Here is an 18,366-nt window from a genome sequence, read left to right on the forward strand (position 1 = left end):
AGGGGATTGGTGATGTTGCCCCTTTGCGTGACTTCGCCGAAGGGGGCGTAGGAGTAGGAATTCGCGATAGTTCCGTTGCTCTTGTAGAGTTCCATCACGTTTTTGGTCAAGTCCCAGCCGTAGACAAACCAGCTGCCCGCCGTCTGGATAGCCAGCGGACGCGTGGCGACAGGTTCCGTCGGGTCCCACAGGATGTACCATAAGGCGTTGAGCGTCGTTCGCGTGAGGTCGAGGGCCGCGATTTGCAGATAGCCCCGGTAAAGGTAGCGGTGGTTCAGGATGACGGATGTCGTGCTTTCTCCCGTTTCAGGGTCGGCGACGGTGGTTTCCACTTTTTTGAAGATCCTGCGTCCCATGTAGTCGTAGTCGCCGGTGACGGTGGTCACCGTGCCGTCCTCCGCCGTGCGGGTGAAGCGCACGGGACGGTTGAGCGCGTTGTATTCCGCCGTCCAGACGCCGGTAGCGGTCCTGATTTTCGTCTGGTTGCCGTCAGCGTCATAGGTGGGGACAAAAGTCTGTTCCCGGGGGGAGAGGGAAGAGTTGGGAATGGATTGCTCAATACTTGTGTACTGGTTGAGTTCGTTGGCCGTGTAAGCGAATTCCTCCTCTATTTCCCGCGCTGTCTTTCGGTTGCCTATGTTGTCATAGTCATAGGCGTAAGCGTCCGTGCCGAGGGTGGCCGCAGCAAGCTCGCTTCTCCCGTTGTAGGAGAAGACGTCGCGGCGTGTGGTTCCCTGGCGGAGGAGGGTGCGGGCGGTTGGCCGCCCCAGGGCGTCATAGGCATAGGCGCGGCGGGAGACGAGAGTTGTTCCGCGGTTATAGTCCATGTCCGCCAGCAGGTCACGTTTGGCTTCATAGCTTTGTTCCAGCGTCATGCCGTTGGGTATCGTCAAGGTTTCCAGCAGATTGCTTCCTGCCAGATAGTTATATTCAAAGATGCGGTTCTGTCCGCTGTGCATGAAGCCCGCGCTGTTGATGCGCCCGTCCGGCGCGTAGCCCCAGGAGGCGATTTGGGCATTGCCGCTGGCGCCGCGTTTGAGGATGTAGCCGATGCTGCGACCGTAACCGTCCAGGGTTTCCACGAGAGGGAAGACGGCGCCATTCACCGTGACGCTGTCCTGTACGGGGTCGCTGTATTCATTGTAAGAGAAGGTACGTATGCCTGAGGCGTCCGTCACTTGCGTGAGCTGGCCGAGGATGTTGTAGGAGAAGGCCTGTTCTGGCGTGCCGTCGGAAAAGCCGATTCTTGTGAGAAGGCCTTGCGCCGCGTTCCATGTATAGGTAGTGACGATGCCGCGCGCGTCCGTTTCCGTGGCAAGGCGGTTGTTGGCATCGTAGGTCCGGACGGTTCCCCGGCCGTTGGCGTAAGTTTTTTCCGATTCCAGCCCGGTAGCGTCATGGTAAGTCCAGACGGTAGTGTCTCCGCCGGAAAGATCGGATGGGTCGGAAATGATCGTTTCTTCGTCTATGCGGAAGGTGGTGAGGCTGATAAGGCGGTCTGCGTCATCCCAGGCGAACAGGGCCGGCTGGATGGCCGTGCCGTATTCCGCTGTTTTACGGTTCCTGACATCGTAGGTATAGTTGGCCGTATTGCCCAGGGCATTTGTGACGGCAGAGGGATTGTCGCTGGTCGCGCAATAGGTCGTGGTTGTCGTATTGCCGGCAGCATCAGTTACGGCAATCGGGCGGCCGGCAATGTCCGTATGAGTGGTGGAAGCGTTCCCCCTGCCATCCGTGACCGTCCGGACGAGGCCGGTTTCCGTGTAACGGCGGGTGAAGGCGGTGACGATTCCCCGATTATCCGTTTCTGAAATTGTGAAGCCGTCCACGACGGTAGCGGAAGCTGTAATGTCGGAGGTGGGCACGCTGCTTTTTTCCACGCGCACCGCGCCCTGCCCATATTCGGTCCACCGGATGCTTTCATGGCCGCGTTCGTCGATGGTGATTTGCCTGTTTTGCAGAACGGCGGATTCCGTAACCAGGCGTTTGACAGCGCTGCTTAACATGTTGCCCGCTGTATTGTTGCGGGCAGCGGCGACGTTTTGATAGACGCCGTCTTCACGTTCTTCCCAGGCTGTCTGGAAAGTCTGGATGCGGTTTTTTGCCGCATCCGCCGGAGACGCCGAGTCGAGCACAACGGTTTGTCTGGCCGGATTTCCCATGCTGTCATACTCATACTCCACCGGAGCCTGGGTCCCTTCCGTGCGGCGGGTGAGCTGGCCCAGCGCATTGTAAACGCTGCGGGTATAGAGATAGGTGTTTTCCAGGGTGGTGGGAGAAGTCAGCGTAATGGTTTGTCCGAAGCCGTCCCGAATCTCCTGTTTCAGGATGGTTGTGTTGTCCGCCAGCCGGGTAGTGTGGCGCAGGCCTCTGATAAAATCATAAATGTGGTAGAGCTCCCTTTGCCCTGTGCCGGATTCATGCGCGATGCTCCCGTCTGTGTTGTATGTATTGACGAGCGTCGCCCCTGATGGCGTGGTTGTCGTAGCCGTCAGTCCGTCTTCGCTGTAACTGGTTGTTGTGACGCGGCCCAGCACATCGGTTTTGCGGGTCACGCGACCCAGCAGGTCATAGGCAGTTTCCTCGGTTGTCCGCATCGGCCCGATGTGGGTCGTCGCGCTTATTATCTGCCCTGCCGCATCGCGTTCATACGCCGTGATCGTTTCCGGAGTGACGACGTCAGTCCCGTCGTTTATTTCGCTGCGCGTGGTTTCAATGAGCTGCCGGGCAGTGTTATAAGCGTAATCCGTGCGTACGCCGTCTTCGTCAACTTCCCAAAGGGGTTCTCCTGTGCAGGTCAGGGCGCGGGAAGAAGTGCGGCCATTGTCGCGCACCGTTTCCACACGGCGGTTGAGAAGGTCGTAAGAGTAGGAAGCGCCGCCGGTTTGCCTCCACTCGCCCGTGGGGAGCAGGACGAGGTTTTCTTCCCTTGCGGTGTTTCCTTCAGCGGTGATGTAGCTGACGCGGCGGGTTGACTGGCCGGGAACGGGTTCTCCGTTGATGCGCGTTTCCGCCGTGACGCTGTAGAGGGCCCCATGATCTGTGGTTGGGGCGTAGGTATAATGAGTCTGTACGCCGTTGACGGCCTGTTCCATCTTGAGGCGTCCCGCCGCGAAGGCATTCGGCGCGCCGGCCAGCCAGGTTTCCGTAACGCTGAGCTGCGTGACGGAAGAGCCTGCCGCCGTTTCACGCTTTTCCACGCGTTTGACATGGTTTTCTTCCGTATAGGTATATACCTCAAGGCTTAATGTGTTGACTGCGGAAACGGTAGAGAGCTGGATTTTTATTTCAGCCGGTTCACTGGTGTAGCCTGCGGCGCTGTCACGGTACTTTGTGCTTACTGTCCGCAATCCGTTGGCTCCCCATGGGCTGTTTTCCAGCACCGGGCGTCCTGCGGCGTCGTAGACGGTTTTGTGTTCCCCCGCGTTGGGAGAAGCAGAGGAGATAAGCCGGCCGGAGTCATCATAGGAGTAAACAGTAGTCAACGCCCCTTCGGCTCCGTACCCTTCCGTGCGGCTCAGCAGGTGTTCTCCGGTGATGGTCGTTTCATATTCCTCAAGCGTGCAGGAGGCCACCACATTGTTTTTCATCAGACGGGTGAGGACGCGGTAGCGGTTTTCCTGCGAATCTTCCTCCGGTTGAAGGCGTTCCCTCCGCGTTTCAACGGCATCTTCTCCTGTTCCTTCCGCCATGCTCCAGGCTTCTTGCGACCATGTCCATTTGGTCACGAAGTCGGGTACAGTGGCCGGCAACGTGTTGTCGCGTTCAGAGATGACGAGGGTTTGCAAAGCTTCGTCTCCCGTCACGGTGAAGATTTTCGCCGGAGTCCCTTCAACGGTGAATAGGGCTCCTTCTTCCTCCGGTTCCATGACCTGCGCGGGCGGATAAATGCTGATGGCATACCCTCCTCCTTCCAGGGGGAGCACATCCGCCAGCCCATCCCAGGTGTTCCATATTTGACGGATAACGCCGTGTTCGCCACGAACAATCGCTAGGTAATTTTCGGCTTCCGATGCGGTCATCAAATACCCGCCCGCGGAGATATAGCCTTCGCATTGCCCTGTGGAAAGAGAGTAAAAGACGGAGCCTCCTCCCGCATAAGAAGCGCGGATGAAGGCGGCCTGCTCAAGGTTGCATGCCTCCGCTTCCCTGCTCATGGCCGGGACGGGGGCTAGGATGGTCGTTGTGATGCCCGATGCGCCTACCGGGAAAAACGCGCTTCCCGTGCCGTCAAGCATGTAGTTGGTGTAACTGGCCCCATCCAGCAAAGCAACCAGCGTGTTGGGCGCCATGCCCCCTTCCGGCAGCGCGAGGAAGGTGGCTAGCGGATGCCGCAGGGCCAAACCTGCCGGGGAGAATAAATCCGGGGAGAAAGAGCGGTGGGCTGAAATTTCCAGACGTCCCGCCGGCATGTGGGATATGCCGCGGAACGCGCCGAACTGCGCTGACCAGGCCATGCCATTAACGGAGGATTGCCGCATCACCCCGCTTCCTCCGGAGGTTGTGGTCAGATTGGAAAAGAAGTGGCGCAGGGAGGAGCGGCCGCTGACTGGGGCGCTGCTGCTGGAGGGGACGCCTCCGGGAGTAGTTTCACCGTCCGAATTGCAGGAGCACGGCGGGCAATCACAATCGCATTCCTGCGGCGGGTCGTTCTCATCAGGCGTGATGGAGATGGCGCTGGCCGGGCCTACGGTGCAATTGAGGAAGGATACATTCCCCCTGGGAGGATAGTCAATGTTGATGTGGGAGACGGATACTGTATAAAATCCGGCCTTGAGGTCGGAGAAGCTGCCGTTAATTCTTACTCCGGCGCCTGAGGGTGACGTATAGCTTTGCCCCGCTACTGAAATCGTGGCCTGGTCATCCACCGTGCCGGTGGCCGTCAGTACGTACAGACGGGTATCCCCTCCGCCTTCCCCTACTTGAATTTGTTTGGAGGTTTCCGGCATCACGTCTCCGGGATAGGACGGAGCTGCATGATTATAGGAAAAGGAGACGGACGATTCGCCCTCCCTCTTCTGTAAAACCGGCGTAACGGTAAAACCAAGATGATGATTGCCCCGGACGCTGTTGCAGATGGAAAAGTTAGATTTCATTCTAATTGGCTATCTTTAAATAATTTCTGTTTATCAACAATAATTTTGTGATAAGGTGCGCCATTTAGCAATTAAACCTATGGATACACCTATAAAAATAGAAGTCAACAAGATATGATGATTTTCTCCTGTTTTTTTCCATCCTTTTGCATGCAGAAAATATATTCTGGCGCAGGATGTTTTCCGGGCGCGGGGCACAGGAAAGTTCCCAACGCAGGAAAAGATGGGATGTCCCTTTTCTGCCTGATTGCGCGGCAGAAGAAAGGCCGCCCGTTTTCCGGAACATGTTTTAGGCTTGGAAAGGGGAGCGCAATCAGGCAAGGTGTGCCGCGTTATTCATGAAGAACCTATTGAGCCGGTACATCAGCCTGAGCCTGGCGCTGCGGTATTTGAACCCGTTGCGGACTTTCTTTTCCATTATTACCCTGATTTGCCTGCTGGGCGTTTCTCTGGGGGTAATGGTGCTCATCGTCGTGTTGTCCGTCATGGGAGGACTCCAGAAGGAAATTCAGGGGAATCTGTTTGCGCACTCCCCGCACGTCCAGGTATGTTACCGGAACGACTTCGGCGTTAGGGAAGTGATTCCGGACTGGCTGGATTTGGGGGAGAAACTCAGGCACGTTCCCGGCGTCCAGTCCGCCTACGCCCTGATAGAAGACTATGCGCTGGCGGATGTGCAGGGGCGGCAGAGGCCCTGCTTTTTCCGGGCCATTGATACGGAAAACGCCGCCCAGTTGGAGGATTTGAAGCGTTTGGTGGTCGCCGGCGATGCGGAACTGGACATGGGGGAAAAGGCTGTGGTTTCCTCCATCGTGGCGGAGAACATGGGATTGAAGGTGGGAGATGTTGTTCGGGTTTACACGACCCGCAATTTCCAGGAAATTTCCCACGCCTACCAGCAGACGGAGCTGCCGATGCTGGCGGAGAAAAACGCGCGGGAACTCAAGGATTTGAAGGAGTGGGGTAAATCCCTGAAGACGGAGGGAGAGCGTGAAACGGCCGACAGAGCCTCCGTGGACAGGGCCTTTTCTCTGCTTAACGGGCTGTTGTCCGTCCCACGCAGGGATGCGGAACGTTCCAGCCTGATGGATCTGCTTGCCGTGTTAAACGACGGAGAACTTGCGGACAACGGCAAGGTGGCCTTTCCGCAAGGAACGCGGAAGGAATGGGAAACCGTTTTGAGCGGTTTCAAGGCCGGGGCAAGAAATGAGGCGGATATGGAATGTTTCCGCAAGATCAAGGAGCTGGTGATGCCGAAGGACCTGGAGGTGATCGGAATTTACCGGGCCTCCCAGCATACGCCCAGCCCGGATCTTTTCATTCCGCTGGTCATCGGCCAGGAATTGCTGGGTTATGAGGATGACGTGGTGCAGGCCGTGGCCCTGCGCGTGGAAGACCCTTACCATGTGGAAACGATGCTGGCCCCCGTGATGCAGGCGCTGGAAAAGGAGAAGCCTTCTTCCGCATGGACGCTGGAAACCTGGCATGACCGCTTTAACGCGTGGTTTGAACTGATGCAGAAGGAGCGCATGATGATGAGCTTTGTCCTGTCCTTCATCTCCCTGATTTCCGCTTTTTGCATCATGGCGGTGATGTTTACCGTTTCCATCCAGAGGAAAAAGGAAATCGCCGTGATGAAGGCTTTGGGAGCCACTCCGTTCCAGGTGGTGCGCGTTTTCCTGTGGCAGGGCGTCATCATCGGTTTTGTGGGAGCTCTCCTGGGTGTAGGGCTGGGGCTTCTGGTGCTGGAATACCGCATGCAGATTCAGGGTTTTCTTGCGGGAATAGGCTTTGACCCGTTCCCTGTGGCCTTCCACGGCACGGCGAATATCCCGGTGGTGATTGATTGGGCGGAGCTGGCATGGCAGGCGGTGAAAGCTTTTGTCATGGTCGTGGTGGCATCCATCATTCCTGCCCTGATCACGGCGCGCCAGGATCCGGCCCGCTCCCTGCGCAGTATGTAACAGGAATCGCCTATGGATATTTACTGGATTCAGGATCATGAACGGAAGGGGCCTCTGCCGGAAGTGGAGGTCATTTCCATGCTGGAGGCGGGCCTCATTCCGGAAAACGCCCGGGCGTGGCATGCCGGATGCCCGGAGTGGGTATGCATCCGTGACCTTCCGGCATTGAAAGGAGCAGGTGCCGTCGGCAGAGAAGAAGGGGAACGGCGGAACGGGAGGGAAGAGAGGCTGGAAAACGCAGGGGGAGAAGATGTCCCGGCGCTTTCCGCAGATGCGGATTGCCTGCCGGAAGAAGGAGGGGAGGCCGCGGAGGAGGGAGTGCCGCTGGTGGTTCCGTATGCGTACGTCCGTTTTCTTGGCAGAATGGCTGATGTAATGATGCACATGACGCTGTACCTGGCTGTGCTCAGGGTATCCGGCGCTGCTTTCAATCCCGGTTTTCTTCCTGGTTCCTATGAAGCTCTGCTTTACCTCTGCCTCCCGATGGTTCTCATGGAAACTGCATTTCTTGGGACATTGGGCACAACCCCGGGAAAAGCCATGCTGGGCGTTTCCGTCAGGGACTACCGGGGAAGACGCCTTTCTTTCCCCATGGCATTCCGGCGCTCCCTGTTCGTCATGGTGCTTGGTCTGGGGTGTTTTGCTCCTTCCCTGATGCTGCTGGCCCTGTTTTTTTCCTGGTGGTGGGTGCGCCGTTTCGGTTTTACTCCCTGGGACAGGAAGCTGGGGACTACGGATGTGCTGAACGGCTCCCTCACGTTCCGCAAAGTGGTGATGACGTTGGTGCTGATCATTCTGTGCCTTCAACTCATCTACGTTCTGCTGATTCCCTGGCTGCCTGAGATGGAGGCTTATGCGGCCGCTTCCGGCCAAATGTGATAAAAAGACGGCCCTGCGGGGTTTAGGCTTTTAATCACCTGAATTTGTTTCATACTTGTTTCAGCCATGCCAGAAATACACCCAACGGCAGTAGTGCATCCTGCTGCAGAGATCGCGGATGATGTTAAAATCGGTCCCTTTTGCGTTGTCGGGGAACATGTCAAACTGGGGCCCGGTTGCGTGCTGCACAGCCATGTGGTTATAGACGGTCCTTCTTCCTTCGGCAGCGGCAACGAATTTTTCCCGTTTTCCGTCATCGGTCTGAAAAGCCAGGATTTGAAATACAAGGGAGAGCCGACTTATCTGGAAGTGGGGGATAACAACGTCTTCCGTGAAAACGCCACCATCAACCGGGCTACGGACATTGGCGGCGCGACGCGGATAGGGAATAACAACCTTTTCCTGGTTTCCTGCCATGCCGGGCACGATTGCCAGATCGGCAATCATGTGATTTTCTCCGGGTTCGCTACCGCCGCCGGCCATGTTACGGTGGGGGATTACGCCATCCTGGCGGGATGTTGCGCCGTACACCAGTTTGTGAGCATCGGGGAACATGCCATGGTGGGAGCAATGGCCCGCGTGAGCCAGGATGTCCTGCCGTACACGATCGTGGAGGGCCACCCGGCCGTAACGCGTTCCGTTAACTCCATCGGCATGCAGAGGCGCGGCTTTTCCGAAGAAGACCTGAAAGCCGTGCGCATGTGCTATAAAAAGCTTTTCGTCAATAAAAAGCTGACCGTTCATGAAGCTCTGGAGGAACTGCGGCATTCGGGGTATGCGGAAAATGCCTGCCTGAGGAGAATCATCCAATTCGTGGAAACTTCCGAACGGGGGTTCTGCCATTGAATCCATGAAAACGGGTTTTGTCTTTGACCTGGACGGGACGCTGGTGGACTCCATTCCCGGTATCGCCCGCGGCCTGAACCTGGCCTTGAAAGCGCTGGGGTATCCGGAGCATTCCGTGGACGCCATCCGGGAAATGGTGGGCAAGGGGGCCCGGGAGCTTTGCCTGGCTTCCCTGAAAGGCTATTTCAACGGAAACGTGCCGGAGGAAGCTTTTGAAGCGGTGCACCGGGGATTCATGCGTGAATACCCGCACACCTGGCAGGAGGGCACGGTTCCGTACCCCGGCATCCGGGAAATGCTGTTGTCCCTGGCCGGAGAAGGCCATCCTCTGGGCGTTTTATCCAACAAGCCCCATGCGGTTACGGTGCCGCTGGTGCGCCATATCCTGCCTGAAATTCCCTTCCGGGAGGTGATGGGTTTTTCCGAACGCTTTCCGCGCAAGCCGGAACCTGACTCCCTGCTGTCCATCGTCCGTTCCTGGGGCAGGGAGCCGGCGCAGGTGTGCATGGTGGGGGACTCCGCCCATGACGGCAACACGGCCGTGAACGCCGGAACACGGCTTATTCTGGTGGGGTGGGGCTACAGTTCCCGTTCCGCTCTGGATGCCTTCCGGGTGCCGGTGTGCGCCGCCGCGGGGGAATTATCTGCCCGGCTGCATGATGAAAGCAGCCTGCCGTTTCCCGTTGCCGCGCATAGGAATTGTTGAAAATTCCGGGAGGGGCAGGGCCGCCGGAGGCTGAATTCCTCTACATCTCCAAGATGCTTCCAGGCGCAGGAAAGCGTTTGCGGGGGATGCCTTAGAGCTGTATTTTCCCGGCTCGGAAATGGTCAGGAAGGGAAAAAGACGTATTGTTGCCGCTCTTTCAGGGCGTAATATCCGGAACATCCGCAGATTTGGCCCGTTCGGTAATGTCTTCCAGGGAGCGGGGAAGCTCCTTTGTGGAGGTGACGCCCAGGTTTTTCAACTTCTGGGCCCGGGGGATGAACCGGTGTTCAAAAGAGGAAACGGTTTTATTGTACTGGGCTACCGCCTGGTTCAGGCTCTTGCCCAGAGAGGAAAAATGACCGGAAAGGATAGAGCAGGTATTGTACAGGTCCGCTCCCGCTTCCGAAATTTTCTTGGCGTTATCCGCCAGCTGCTCCTGCTTCCATCCGTAAGCGACGGCTTTCAGCAGGGCAATCAGGGTGGATGGAGTGGAAAGAATAACTCTGTTCTCCGCGCCGAATTCAATCAGGGTGGGGTCTGCTTCCAGAGCCGCCTGGAAGAAGGATTCCCCGGGCAGGAACATAATGACGAATTCGGGGCATGGGGAAAACTGGGCAAAGTAATTCTTGGCGCTTAATTGCTGCAAATGCCTCCTGACGTCCGCGGCATGGCGTGCCATCCACTGGCTGCGTTCTTCCGGATTCTCCGTCTGCCCGGCATTCAGGTAGGATGCCATGGGCGCTTTCGCGTCAATAATGATGGAACGGCCTCCAGGAAGGTGAATGACCATGTCCGGCCGTATCCGTTCCTCCTCCCTGGAACGGGTTTCCTGAGTCGTGAAATCGCAGTACTCCACCATTCCCGCCAGTTCCACCACGCGGCGCAGCTGGAGCTCTCCCCATTGGCCGCGAACGCTGTTGTGGTGCAGAGCCTGGGAAAGCCTGGCGGTTTCATTTTTCAGAGCTTCATTGCCGGAAAGAATATAGCGGATTTGCGTTTTCAGGTCCGTATAGGCGCCCACGCGTTCCTTTTCCATCTCTCCCAGCCGGGACTGGACCAGTTTCAGGGATTCGCTCACCGGCTTCAGCATGGACTCGATGGCCTGTTTGCGGGAATCCAGGTCATGATTGGCCTGCTGGCGCTGGCTTTGCAGCCGCGTTTCCGCCAGGTTCAGGAACTGTTTTTCCGAGTTCCGGAGGACTTCCGCGCTGATGCCGGCGAAAGAATCTTTCAGCACCTCTTCCGCCCGGCGGAGCATCTGGGTTCTGTCTTCCGCCCGTTCCTGCCAGGAGCGGGATTCCGCTTCGAGGCGGACGGAGCGGTCCCGGTACCGCAGCAGCAGAACCAGCAGCGCCACGCAGGCGATCAGCAGCAAAAAGGCCAGGAACCAGGGAAAAAATGGGGGAATCATAAGAAAAAATAAGCAATCAGATGGGGGTGGCGTAGGGGATGCCGTCCGTTTCTTCCACGGGTTCGGCCAGGGGGATGTTATCGTCGCTGCCGTCCAGCGGTTCCGCATAGGGAATGCTCTCTTCCGAATCCGGTTCCGCCATGGGAATGTGCCGTTCACACATGTTGGCGGGGGCCTGGTAGCCTGCGGAGGTTTCAAAATACGCAGTCTTGGCGTACTGGCAGCCGGAATGGGCCAGTTGATTGGATTCCCGGCAGACGAGTACGGCCTGTCCTTCCGAACCGGGACGCGTACGGATGGCGTTGGCGGGATAGCCTTCCTTCTGGGCGGCAAGCATAATATCCACCCAGACGGGCAGGGCCAGGGTGCCTCCGTAGCCTTTTTCCAGAATTTTGGTGGAGGAATCGAACCCTACCCATACACTGCAGGTGAGGTTGGACGTATATCCGGCGAACCAAGCGTTCGTATAATTATTCGTGGTTCCGGTTTTGCCGCCGCAGGGGGATTTAAAGCCCAGCGTGGTAATTTTGCCTGCCGTGCCTCCGGGCTTGCAGACCTGCTGGAGGATGGAAGAGGTTATGTTCGCCGCCCGCTGGGAATAGACGGTGCGCTTGCTCTTGGTGATGGCGAAGCGCGGCTGGCCCTGGGAATCCGTAATATGGTCAATGATGTACGGCGTGGGGCGTACGCCCCCGTTGGCAAAAACGCTGTAGGCGCTGGCGATGTCCAGAGGGGACGCTTCCCACGTGCCCAGATAAAGGGCCGGGGTGCGGGAAATATTTCCGTGAAAGCCCGCCAGTTGTGCGGATTGAATGACATTGGACAAGCCGGCGCGGTTGCCGATGCGCACGGACATGGTGTTGCGGGAAAGGATGAGACCGAAGGAGGCCGGCTTCATGCCCCGGTACGTTCCGTCCGAATTGCGGGGGGACCAGTTGGCGGCTCCGCGTATTTCCCCGTAGGCAATCCTGTCATCCGAAATGCGGGTATCCGCAGAATTGCCCTGCTGGAAAAACGTGGCGTAAATAAAAGGTTTGAACAGGGAACCGGTCTGCCGCCTGGACTGAATGGCGCGGTTCAGCTTGGATTCTTCCGCGTCCCGGCCGCCGACGACGGCCAGAAGAGCCCCCGTGGCATTGTCCATGACTACGGCGGCGGATTGGATGTAATTGGGCATCGGCGGCTGCGTCTTTTCCTTCTGTTCCGCAGGGAGCGCCTTCCAGGCGGCCAGGGAGGCCTCATATTCCGCCTTGGTGGTCAGCTTGTTTTTCAGAATTCCCCTCTTCTCCCGCCTGGTCTGCAGGGAAGCCAGGTGCTTCTTGAAATCCTTGCGGGCTTCCAGCGCGTCCATGTGCTTATTGATGGCATCCAGCGTGGCGTTCTGCAGATCAAGGTCCAATGTGGTATGCACCACCAGCCCTCCCAGGCGGATGTCTTCTTCCTCCAGAATGGCGTCCAGCTCCCGGCGCACGAGACCCATGGCGTAATTTTCCTCAGACCGGGACTGGGGCGTCCGGGTGGCGATAGGCTCCGCCAGGGCCGCCTGATACTGCACTTCCGTAATCTTGCCTTCGTTTTTCAGCAGGCCAAGGACAATATCGCGCACTTTTTTTGCTTCCTCCGGATGTTTGATGGGGGAAAAATCATTTGGGCCGTAAATAATGCCGGCCAGGGTGGCGCATTCCGCCAGGGATAAATCCCGGGGTTCCTTGTCGTAATATCCCCGCGCTGCCGCCGCTATCCCCAGGAAGGTGTGCCCCCAGAAAATGCGGTTGATGTAAGTCTCCAGAATTTCGTCCTTCGTATAAGTGGCTTCAATGCGTTTCGCCAGAGCCACTTCCGTCAGTTTGGAATGCAGGTTGCGCTCCCGGTGGTTGTACGTAATTTTAGCGAGCTGCATCGTCAGGGTGGAAGCCCCCTGCGTAGCTCTCTTGTGCTTGAGCACCTGCGCAAAGGCGCGGCCCACGCCTATCCAGTCCACGCCGCCATGGTCGTAAAAGCGGTTGTCTTCGCGCAGGAGCAGGGCATCAATAAAAATGGGAGGAACTTCCTGAAGGGATACCCGCTTGCGGTTTTCCCCGTGCAGGGTGCCGATGGTGCGGTTTTTACGGTCCAGAATCACCGTGCGTTCCGGAATGTTGCTCTTTACCTCGGAAATGTCATAGCGGTTGGAAATGGCGCCGTAAAGGAACACCAGGATGGACCCGATCACGATGCCGACGAAGCAGCATCCCAGAAGGATGCGCAGGGGCCAGCAGATGAACCAGCGGATATTCCGCGTCAGGGAGCCGATGAAGCGGAACGGCATCAGCAGGACGAACAGCAGGGCTCCGAAAATCGTGAAACGCGGCCTGCGCATGGTTCCTGCGCGCGCGGGACGGCTTTCTTTTTCTCTTTCCGGACTGTCTTCAAAATCTTCCTTCGGAGACGGGCGGGAGGCTCGTCGCTGGGGCGGCGTGTCATACCGGGAAGGACCGTTGCGGGAATTCCCCGTTCTGCGGGTAGGGCCGGGAATGACGGCCGGCTCAGGATCTTCCTGCGGCAGCCCGGGGTAGGATGGACGGGGAACGGGCCTTTTTTTGCGTTCCGTCCGGGAACGGGAAGACATTTCTCCATCTTGGATGCGTTCCCTCCAGGAGGCGTCATGTCGTTTCCTTGATTTGTCGTTTAACCCCATCCGTGGGATGGACTTTATCATAAATAACCGGAATGGTCTAAGCAAAAGATGTGGCGCCATGTCGCAATCCATAGACAAAATTCTGCCGTTTTGAACGTTTATACAGTAGGGTATGTCCTATCATTCGATTATCGGTAATTTCATGATATCATTATTGAGAATGACGAGTTTTCGCTACTTGGTCGTTGGGGGGCTTGTGTCCCTGTTGTTGGGAGGGGCGGGCCTTGCGGGGAATGTTTCTTCCATGGCGGATTTGCAGAAACATGTGCATAAAGTGGCCTCCAGCGTTACGGCTGCTACAGTGGCTCTGGTTTCCGACGGGGGGGAGACGGGCAGCGGCGTCATTGTCACTCCGCAGGGCCTGATTTTGACTGCGGCCCACGTCGTGGGCGGCGATGAAATCATGCGTGTGGTCTTTGCCGACGGGCGCGTAGTCAAGGGCCGGGTGCTGGGAGCCAACTTCACGCGGGATGCCGCCATGGTGCAGATCATGGACGGAGGAAACTATCCCCATGTGGAACTGGGGGAATCCGACGGTCTTCATGTGGGGGATTTTGTGGTGGCTCTGGGCCATTCCAAGGGATTTGACCCGGAACGCCGCGCGCCCATCCGCATGGGAAGATTGTGCACGGACGGAAAGCAGCGCTTCCTTATTTCGGAATGCACGCTGATTGGCGGAGATTCCGGCGGCCCCCTCTTTGACCTGTCCGGCAGGTTGGTTGGCATCCATTCCTCCATTGGCCCTATGTTGAAAATCAACAACCATGTCCCTGTTTCCGTTTTCAGGAGAGACTGGGACAAACTGCTCTCCGGCAGGCATTGGGGCCAGCTGGGCCTTCATCCCATGGCGGACCCCGAATCTCCTGTGCTCGGGTTTGCCATGATGGACGTGCTGGGCGTGGACGGCGTGGTGGTGGAAGATGTTGTGGTGAATTCTCCGGCGGACGCCGCCGGCATCCGGCCGGGGGACGTCATTACCCACATGGACAGCCGGAGCCTGCGTTCCGTGAGGGATATGCTCCGTGAACTGGGGAGGCACCGTCCGGGGGAAACCGTTCCCTTGGTGGTGGTGAGGAAAGGTACGGCTTACAAGGCGGATCTTACATTCGGCAGGCGCGGCGACCTGATGTCCGGCCTGAAATACCAGGAACAAACTCAAGGATGATGATGAAATATTTATGGGCGGCATTCGCGGCGGCTTCCGCGTGTGCCCAGGAAATAGCTTCTCCCCTGCCTCCGGACCAGATGATTGCGCCGGAGGACAAAAGCGTGCTGGACAGCCAGGCCAAGGAGATTTTCCGGGAATGGGACAAAGTGGCTGTTCCGGTGGGGCAGTCCGTGGTGGCGCTGGTTGCCGGCAATGCCCAGGTGGCTTTGGGAACGGTTGTGGGGAAGGGAAAGGTCCTCACCAAATTGAGCGATCTCCAGAAGGAGCGGCGTCCGGTCATGCTGGTGGATTCTTCCGGGCGGGTTTATGACGCCAAGGTGCTCTTTGCCCTTCCGGAGCATGATCTGCTGATGATGGATGTGCCGGGGCTTCCCGCTCCTCCCATTGACCTGAATTCCTATGTGCAGGCGAAGGAAGGGGACGTGATTGCAGCCGTATCGCCCACGGGGCATGTGAGCGACTTCGGAGTCGTTTCCGTGGCCCAGCGCAGCCTGAGGGCGGATGACCAGCCTTATCTCGGCATCGTTTCCGATCCCCGCTGGGACGGGGAGGGGGTCATGATAGGCGGCGTGGAAGCCGGCAGCGGCGCGCACCGCAGCGGCTTGATGGCCGGCGATGTGTTGATGAAGCTGAATGGAAAGCCGGTGGACGGAATGTACTCCATCCGTGCCGCTATGGTCGGGGTGCGTCCCGGTGAGACGGTTCCCGTGGAAGTAAGGCGGCGGAACCAGGTAGTGGAGGGAAAACTCCTCACGGGGCCCAGGCCCAAAGTGATGAAATTCCCGCAAAAGCGCCTTGATATGATGAACTCCATGGGCAACCGGATGAGCCTGAAAAGGGATGAATTCCCTTTGGTCATCCAGTCGGACATGACCTTGTTCCCGGAACGGGCCGGATGCCCGGTCATTGACGTCAACGGAAAATTTGTAGGTTTGGCCCTGAGCCGGGCCGGACGCACGGAGACCTATATCCTGCCTTCCTGGATATGCAGGGAACTGGTGGAAGGAGTGCTCCCGCAGGTGCAGCAATACAAGGCGGGACGCGGAGAAAACATTCCGGAGGCCCAGCCTGTGGATGATTCCTATGACGCCCGGCGTCTGGAAGAAAACCGGCGAAAAGTGGAAGATAAGATGAGCCGTCAGGGTCTGGTGCCCAAAGTTTATTAAGCCTGCCCGGATGCCGGAGGGCAACGAGTGAACCTTCCGGCGAACCGTCTGGCTTCAGGATCTCTTTCTTCGTATGGGAGCATAGGCGGAATGCCCTGTCTCCCTACTGGGGTTCCGTTGGCTTTTTTGCGGGAACCGTTTCCGGCGTCAGGAACAGTCCGCCTGCCGCATTGGAGCCGCGGGAAATAGGGCGGGCGTTGTTCCCGTGCCGGAACAATGTCCGGAGTGGTTTATTCCTTCGCTCAGTGGCGGCTGGGGAAGCAAAACGAGAAATAAAAAACGGGCAGAAATGCCCGTTTTTCTGAATAATCCGGATATGCTCAAGAGCCGCTTCCGGCTTCCCGGATATTGGAAGAAAACTTACTTGTCTGAGGAAGCCGCCCCCGGTCTTTCCTTGAAAATCATCAATTCCGTCAAAACGACGGTGCGGCCGGTGGAATCCGGGGAAATAATCATGACCACTTTTCGTCCCGGGTAGGTCGTCAGCATCATGCCTCTATCCTTCACCTTGACGACTTTGCCGTTCTTCAAACGGGTCATGTACGTCAGATTGGCGGGGGTGGTGCGGGAAATGTTGCTGTCTGTAGAGTTCTTGCCGAAAATGTAAGTGGATTTGCTGGGCAGTTCGATAGCGCTCTTTTCTCCCGAGGGAGGTTTGGGAAGTTCCAAAGTGAACGTGCGTCCGGTCAGGTTCTGGATGTAAACGCAGTTCAGCGGCAGTTCCGACTCATTAATAAAATCCAGCGTCAATTCCCCTTTGCTGTTTTTGCCGACCAGAGCCAGGGTTTTGGAGCCAAGATCGGGCGGCAGGGGCTTGCTGACGAGTTTATTGGTCGGCATGCCTTTCTGGTCCAGGCCCCCGAACAGGGTAATGATCTTGCTCCTGGGGTAAACGCTGCGGCGTCCCGGAAGGGCGGCGCGGATTTCCACTTTTTCCAGCCTTTTGGAATCAATAGGCATGTAAATGGGAGAAGGAAGAGACATGGGCTCCTTCAGAACGAACCGGATGCCGTTGACGGCGGCTGGCGGCAGGGACTTGTCCACAGTATCGGCCGCCGGAGCATTTGCTGCCGGTTGGGCCGGTTCCGGCCTGGAGGGGGTGCGGCTTTGTCCTTGGGCGAAGGAAATGCTTCCGAAAAGGCAGGCAAAGGCCAGGATGGGTAAAATACGCATATATTCTGGGTTCTGGGGAATGAAAAAGTTTTGATACGTTGCATAACCCTTTGGCGGATAACCGCATAGAGGAAATGCGGAAGGGCATGGGCATCGGTCCGCGCAGCGGAGCGCGATGGCAGGCCCCTGACGGGCTTTTATCCCTTGTGAAGTACATGAATGGGAGTAAAGGTGCAAGCGAAAAATAGGGGATTAAGGGATAAAAATCCCTGAGGGAGGGCGCTCCCTGTCCAACGGGTACGCCGGAACTCCTTCTACCGGACACAAAAGCGCCGCTTTCCCGGGAAAGGAAAAGCGGCGTGAAACGGAATGGAAACGCGCTCCCTTTGCTACACTTCTTCCGGGGACAGCCAGCGGAAGGAGACGATATTGAACTTTCTGCCAAACGCCTTGTTCACGGCGCTCAGCTCCGTATCCTCCAGCGCGCCGCTCTTCATGTTGACCTTCCGGGCAGGAGTTTCCGGGCTGTTCACCGGATCCACGTAGTTGATCCCCCTCTGCACCACCGCTTCGCACCACGCGCGCGACAGCACCACCCCTTCGCGGTTGGTCAGCTCCCCGTAGGCGCGCACCGTAAACGTATCGTCCCGCGTCGTCAGGATGTTGCCCAGCACCGCCAGCACGTCCGACTGGATCAGGTAGCCGGGGGCGGCCGTATACACCGACCCCCTGGCCGCGTCCTGGTTCGGATAGCCTCCCCTGGGCGCGATCACCATGTCGGAGAGTTCGTCAAACGTGCTGTTGATGGAGCTCTCGTCAATAGCCGCCTGAAGCGCTCCCTTCACCCCCATTTCACCGCTCTGCAGGCGGCGGTTGACAAAGTCGGACATGTTCAGGAAGGGCCCCCTTTTCCTGACTTCCTTGACCATGTTCCGGGCCAGGGACCTGATCTGGGAGTCGCTCAGGGTTCTCAGGTCCGACCACGCCATGGCCTCCCCGTCCGGGATGCCCTGGGTCACCCCTATCGAGCCGTAGTCGTCCACGTGGGACTTGTCGCTGCTGGCCACCCCGAAACGGGAAAAGGCCGTCTGGGAGTTGCCGAGCACGGAAGGCCTCCCGTTTCTGGAATAAAGGATTTTGCGCTTCTTGAGCCCCAGCAGGGTGGCTTCCCAGGCGCGCTGGGAGGTGGAGTTGACATTGAATCCGCCGGCGACGGTGAGGTACTTGGAGGCATGCTTGTAGCCCTCGTCCGTCCTGGCGAGTTCTTCGACGACAGCTTCCGAGGGTTTGCCCTGAAGGTCGGGCATGAAGCGGCGGTTGGCGATGCCGGAGGCCCTGTT

General features: G+C 57.8%; 10 protein-coding genes and 1 pseudogene. 6 read left to right on the forward strand and 5 right to left on the reverse strand.

The features are described from left to right. Window positions 1–5,096: RHS repeat domain-containing protein (locus tag WW58_RS02835; RefSeq protein ID WP_046435266.1), on the reverse strand; the 5,096-nt coding region annotated here is incomplete at its 3' end. Between the two features lie 338 nt (window positions 5,097–5,434). Between WW58_RS02835 and WW58_RS02840 the strand changes: the two genes are divergently transcribed. The 4 genes from WW58_RS02840 to WW58_RS02855 all read left to right on the forward strand — a co-directional run bounded on the left by WW58_RS02840 (window position 5,435) and on the right by WW58_RS02855 (window position 9,491). After that, the gene (locus WW58_RS02840; RefSeq protein ID WP_123052172.1) at window positions 5,435–7,060 is read left to right on the forward strand and encodes an FtsX-like permease family protein; all 1,626 of its coding nucleotides are present in this window, start codon (window positions 5,435–5,437) and stop codon (window positions 7,058–7,060) included. 12 nt (window positions 7,061–7,072) lie between these two features. Beyond that, window positions 7,073–7,939 (forward strand): RDD family protein, encoded by an 867-nt coding sequence (locus tag WW58_RS02845; RefSeq protein WP_046435269.1) that lies wholly within the window; start codon window positions 7,073–7,075, stop codon window positions 7,937–7,939. Window positions 7,940–8,005: 66 nt separating this feature from the next. Next, complete coding sequence (gene lpxA, locus WW58_RS02850; RefSeq protein ID WP_012419239.1) at window positions 8,006–8,785, forward strand: acyl-ACP--UDP-N-acetylglucosamine O-acyltransferase; 780 nt, start codon at window positions 8,006–8,008, stop codon at window positions 8,783–8,785. Between the two features lie 4 nt (window positions 8,786–8,789). Continuing rightward, on the forward strand, window positions 8,790–9,491 hold the full coding sequence (locus WW58_RS02855) for an HAD family hydrolase (RefSeq protein ID WP_012419238.1): 702 nt from the start codon (window positions 8,790–8,792) through the stop codon (window positions 9,489–9,491). Between the two features lie 157 nt (window positions 9,492–9,648). Here the strand turns inward: WW58_RS02855 and rmuC are convergent, their stop codons facing one another. Further along, the gene (rmuC, locus tag WW58_RS02860; protein ID WP_046435272.1) at window positions 9,649–10,902 is read right to left on the reverse strand and encodes a DNA recombination protein RmuC; all 1,254 of its coding nucleotides are present in this window, start codon (window positions 10,900–10,902) and stop codon (window positions 9,649–9,651) included. Between the two features lie 16 nt (window positions 10,903–10,918). Then, window positions 10,919–13,510: a transglycosylase domain-containing protein gene (locus tag WW58_RS02865; RefSeq protein WP_046435274.1), complete on the reverse strand. Its 2,592-nt coding sequence runs from the start codon at window positions 13,508–13,510 to the stop codon at window positions 10,919–10,921. Window positions 13,511–13,823: 313 nt separating this feature from the next. Here WW58_RS02865 and WW58_RS02870 point away from each other — a divergent pair, with 313 nt between their 5' ends. Next, complete coding sequence (locus WW58_RS02870) at window positions 13,824–14,744, forward strand: S1C family serine protease (protein WP_288143398.1); 921 nt, start codon at window positions 13,824–13,826, stop codon at window positions 14,742–14,744. Beyond that, window positions 14,741–15,913 (forward strand): PDZ domain-containing protein, encoded by a 1,173-nt coding sequence (locus WW58_RS02875; RefSeq protein ID WP_094140874.1) that lies wholly within the window; start codon window positions 14,741–14,743, stop codon window positions 15,911–15,913. The genes WW58_RS02870 and WW58_RS02875 overlap by 4 nt, the downstream gene beginning before the upstream one ends. A 360-nt stretch (window positions 15,914–16,273) precedes the next feature. Here WW58_RS02875 and WW58_RS02880 read toward each other — a convergent pair whose 3' ends face one another. Together WW58_RS02880 and WW58_RS02885 are read right to left on the reverse strand one after the other, a co-directional pair. Further along, window positions 16,274–17,086: a hypothetical protein gene (locus WW58_RS02880; protein ID WP_046435282.1), complete on the reverse strand. Its 813-nt coding sequence runs from the start codon at window positions 17,084–17,086 to the stop codon at window positions 16,274–16,276. A 329-nt stretch (window positions 17,087–17,415) separates the two neighbouring features. Then, a pseudogene (locus WW58_RS02885) lies at window positions 17,416–18,366 on the reverse strand (hypothetical protein); the annotation flags it as partial.

Source organism: Akkermansia sp. UNK.MGS-1 (genome assembly GCF_000980515.1).
Taxonomy (GTDB): Bacteria; Verrucomicrobiota; Verrucomicrobiia; order Verrucomicrobiales; family Akkermansiaceae; genus Akkermansia; species Akkermansia muciniphila.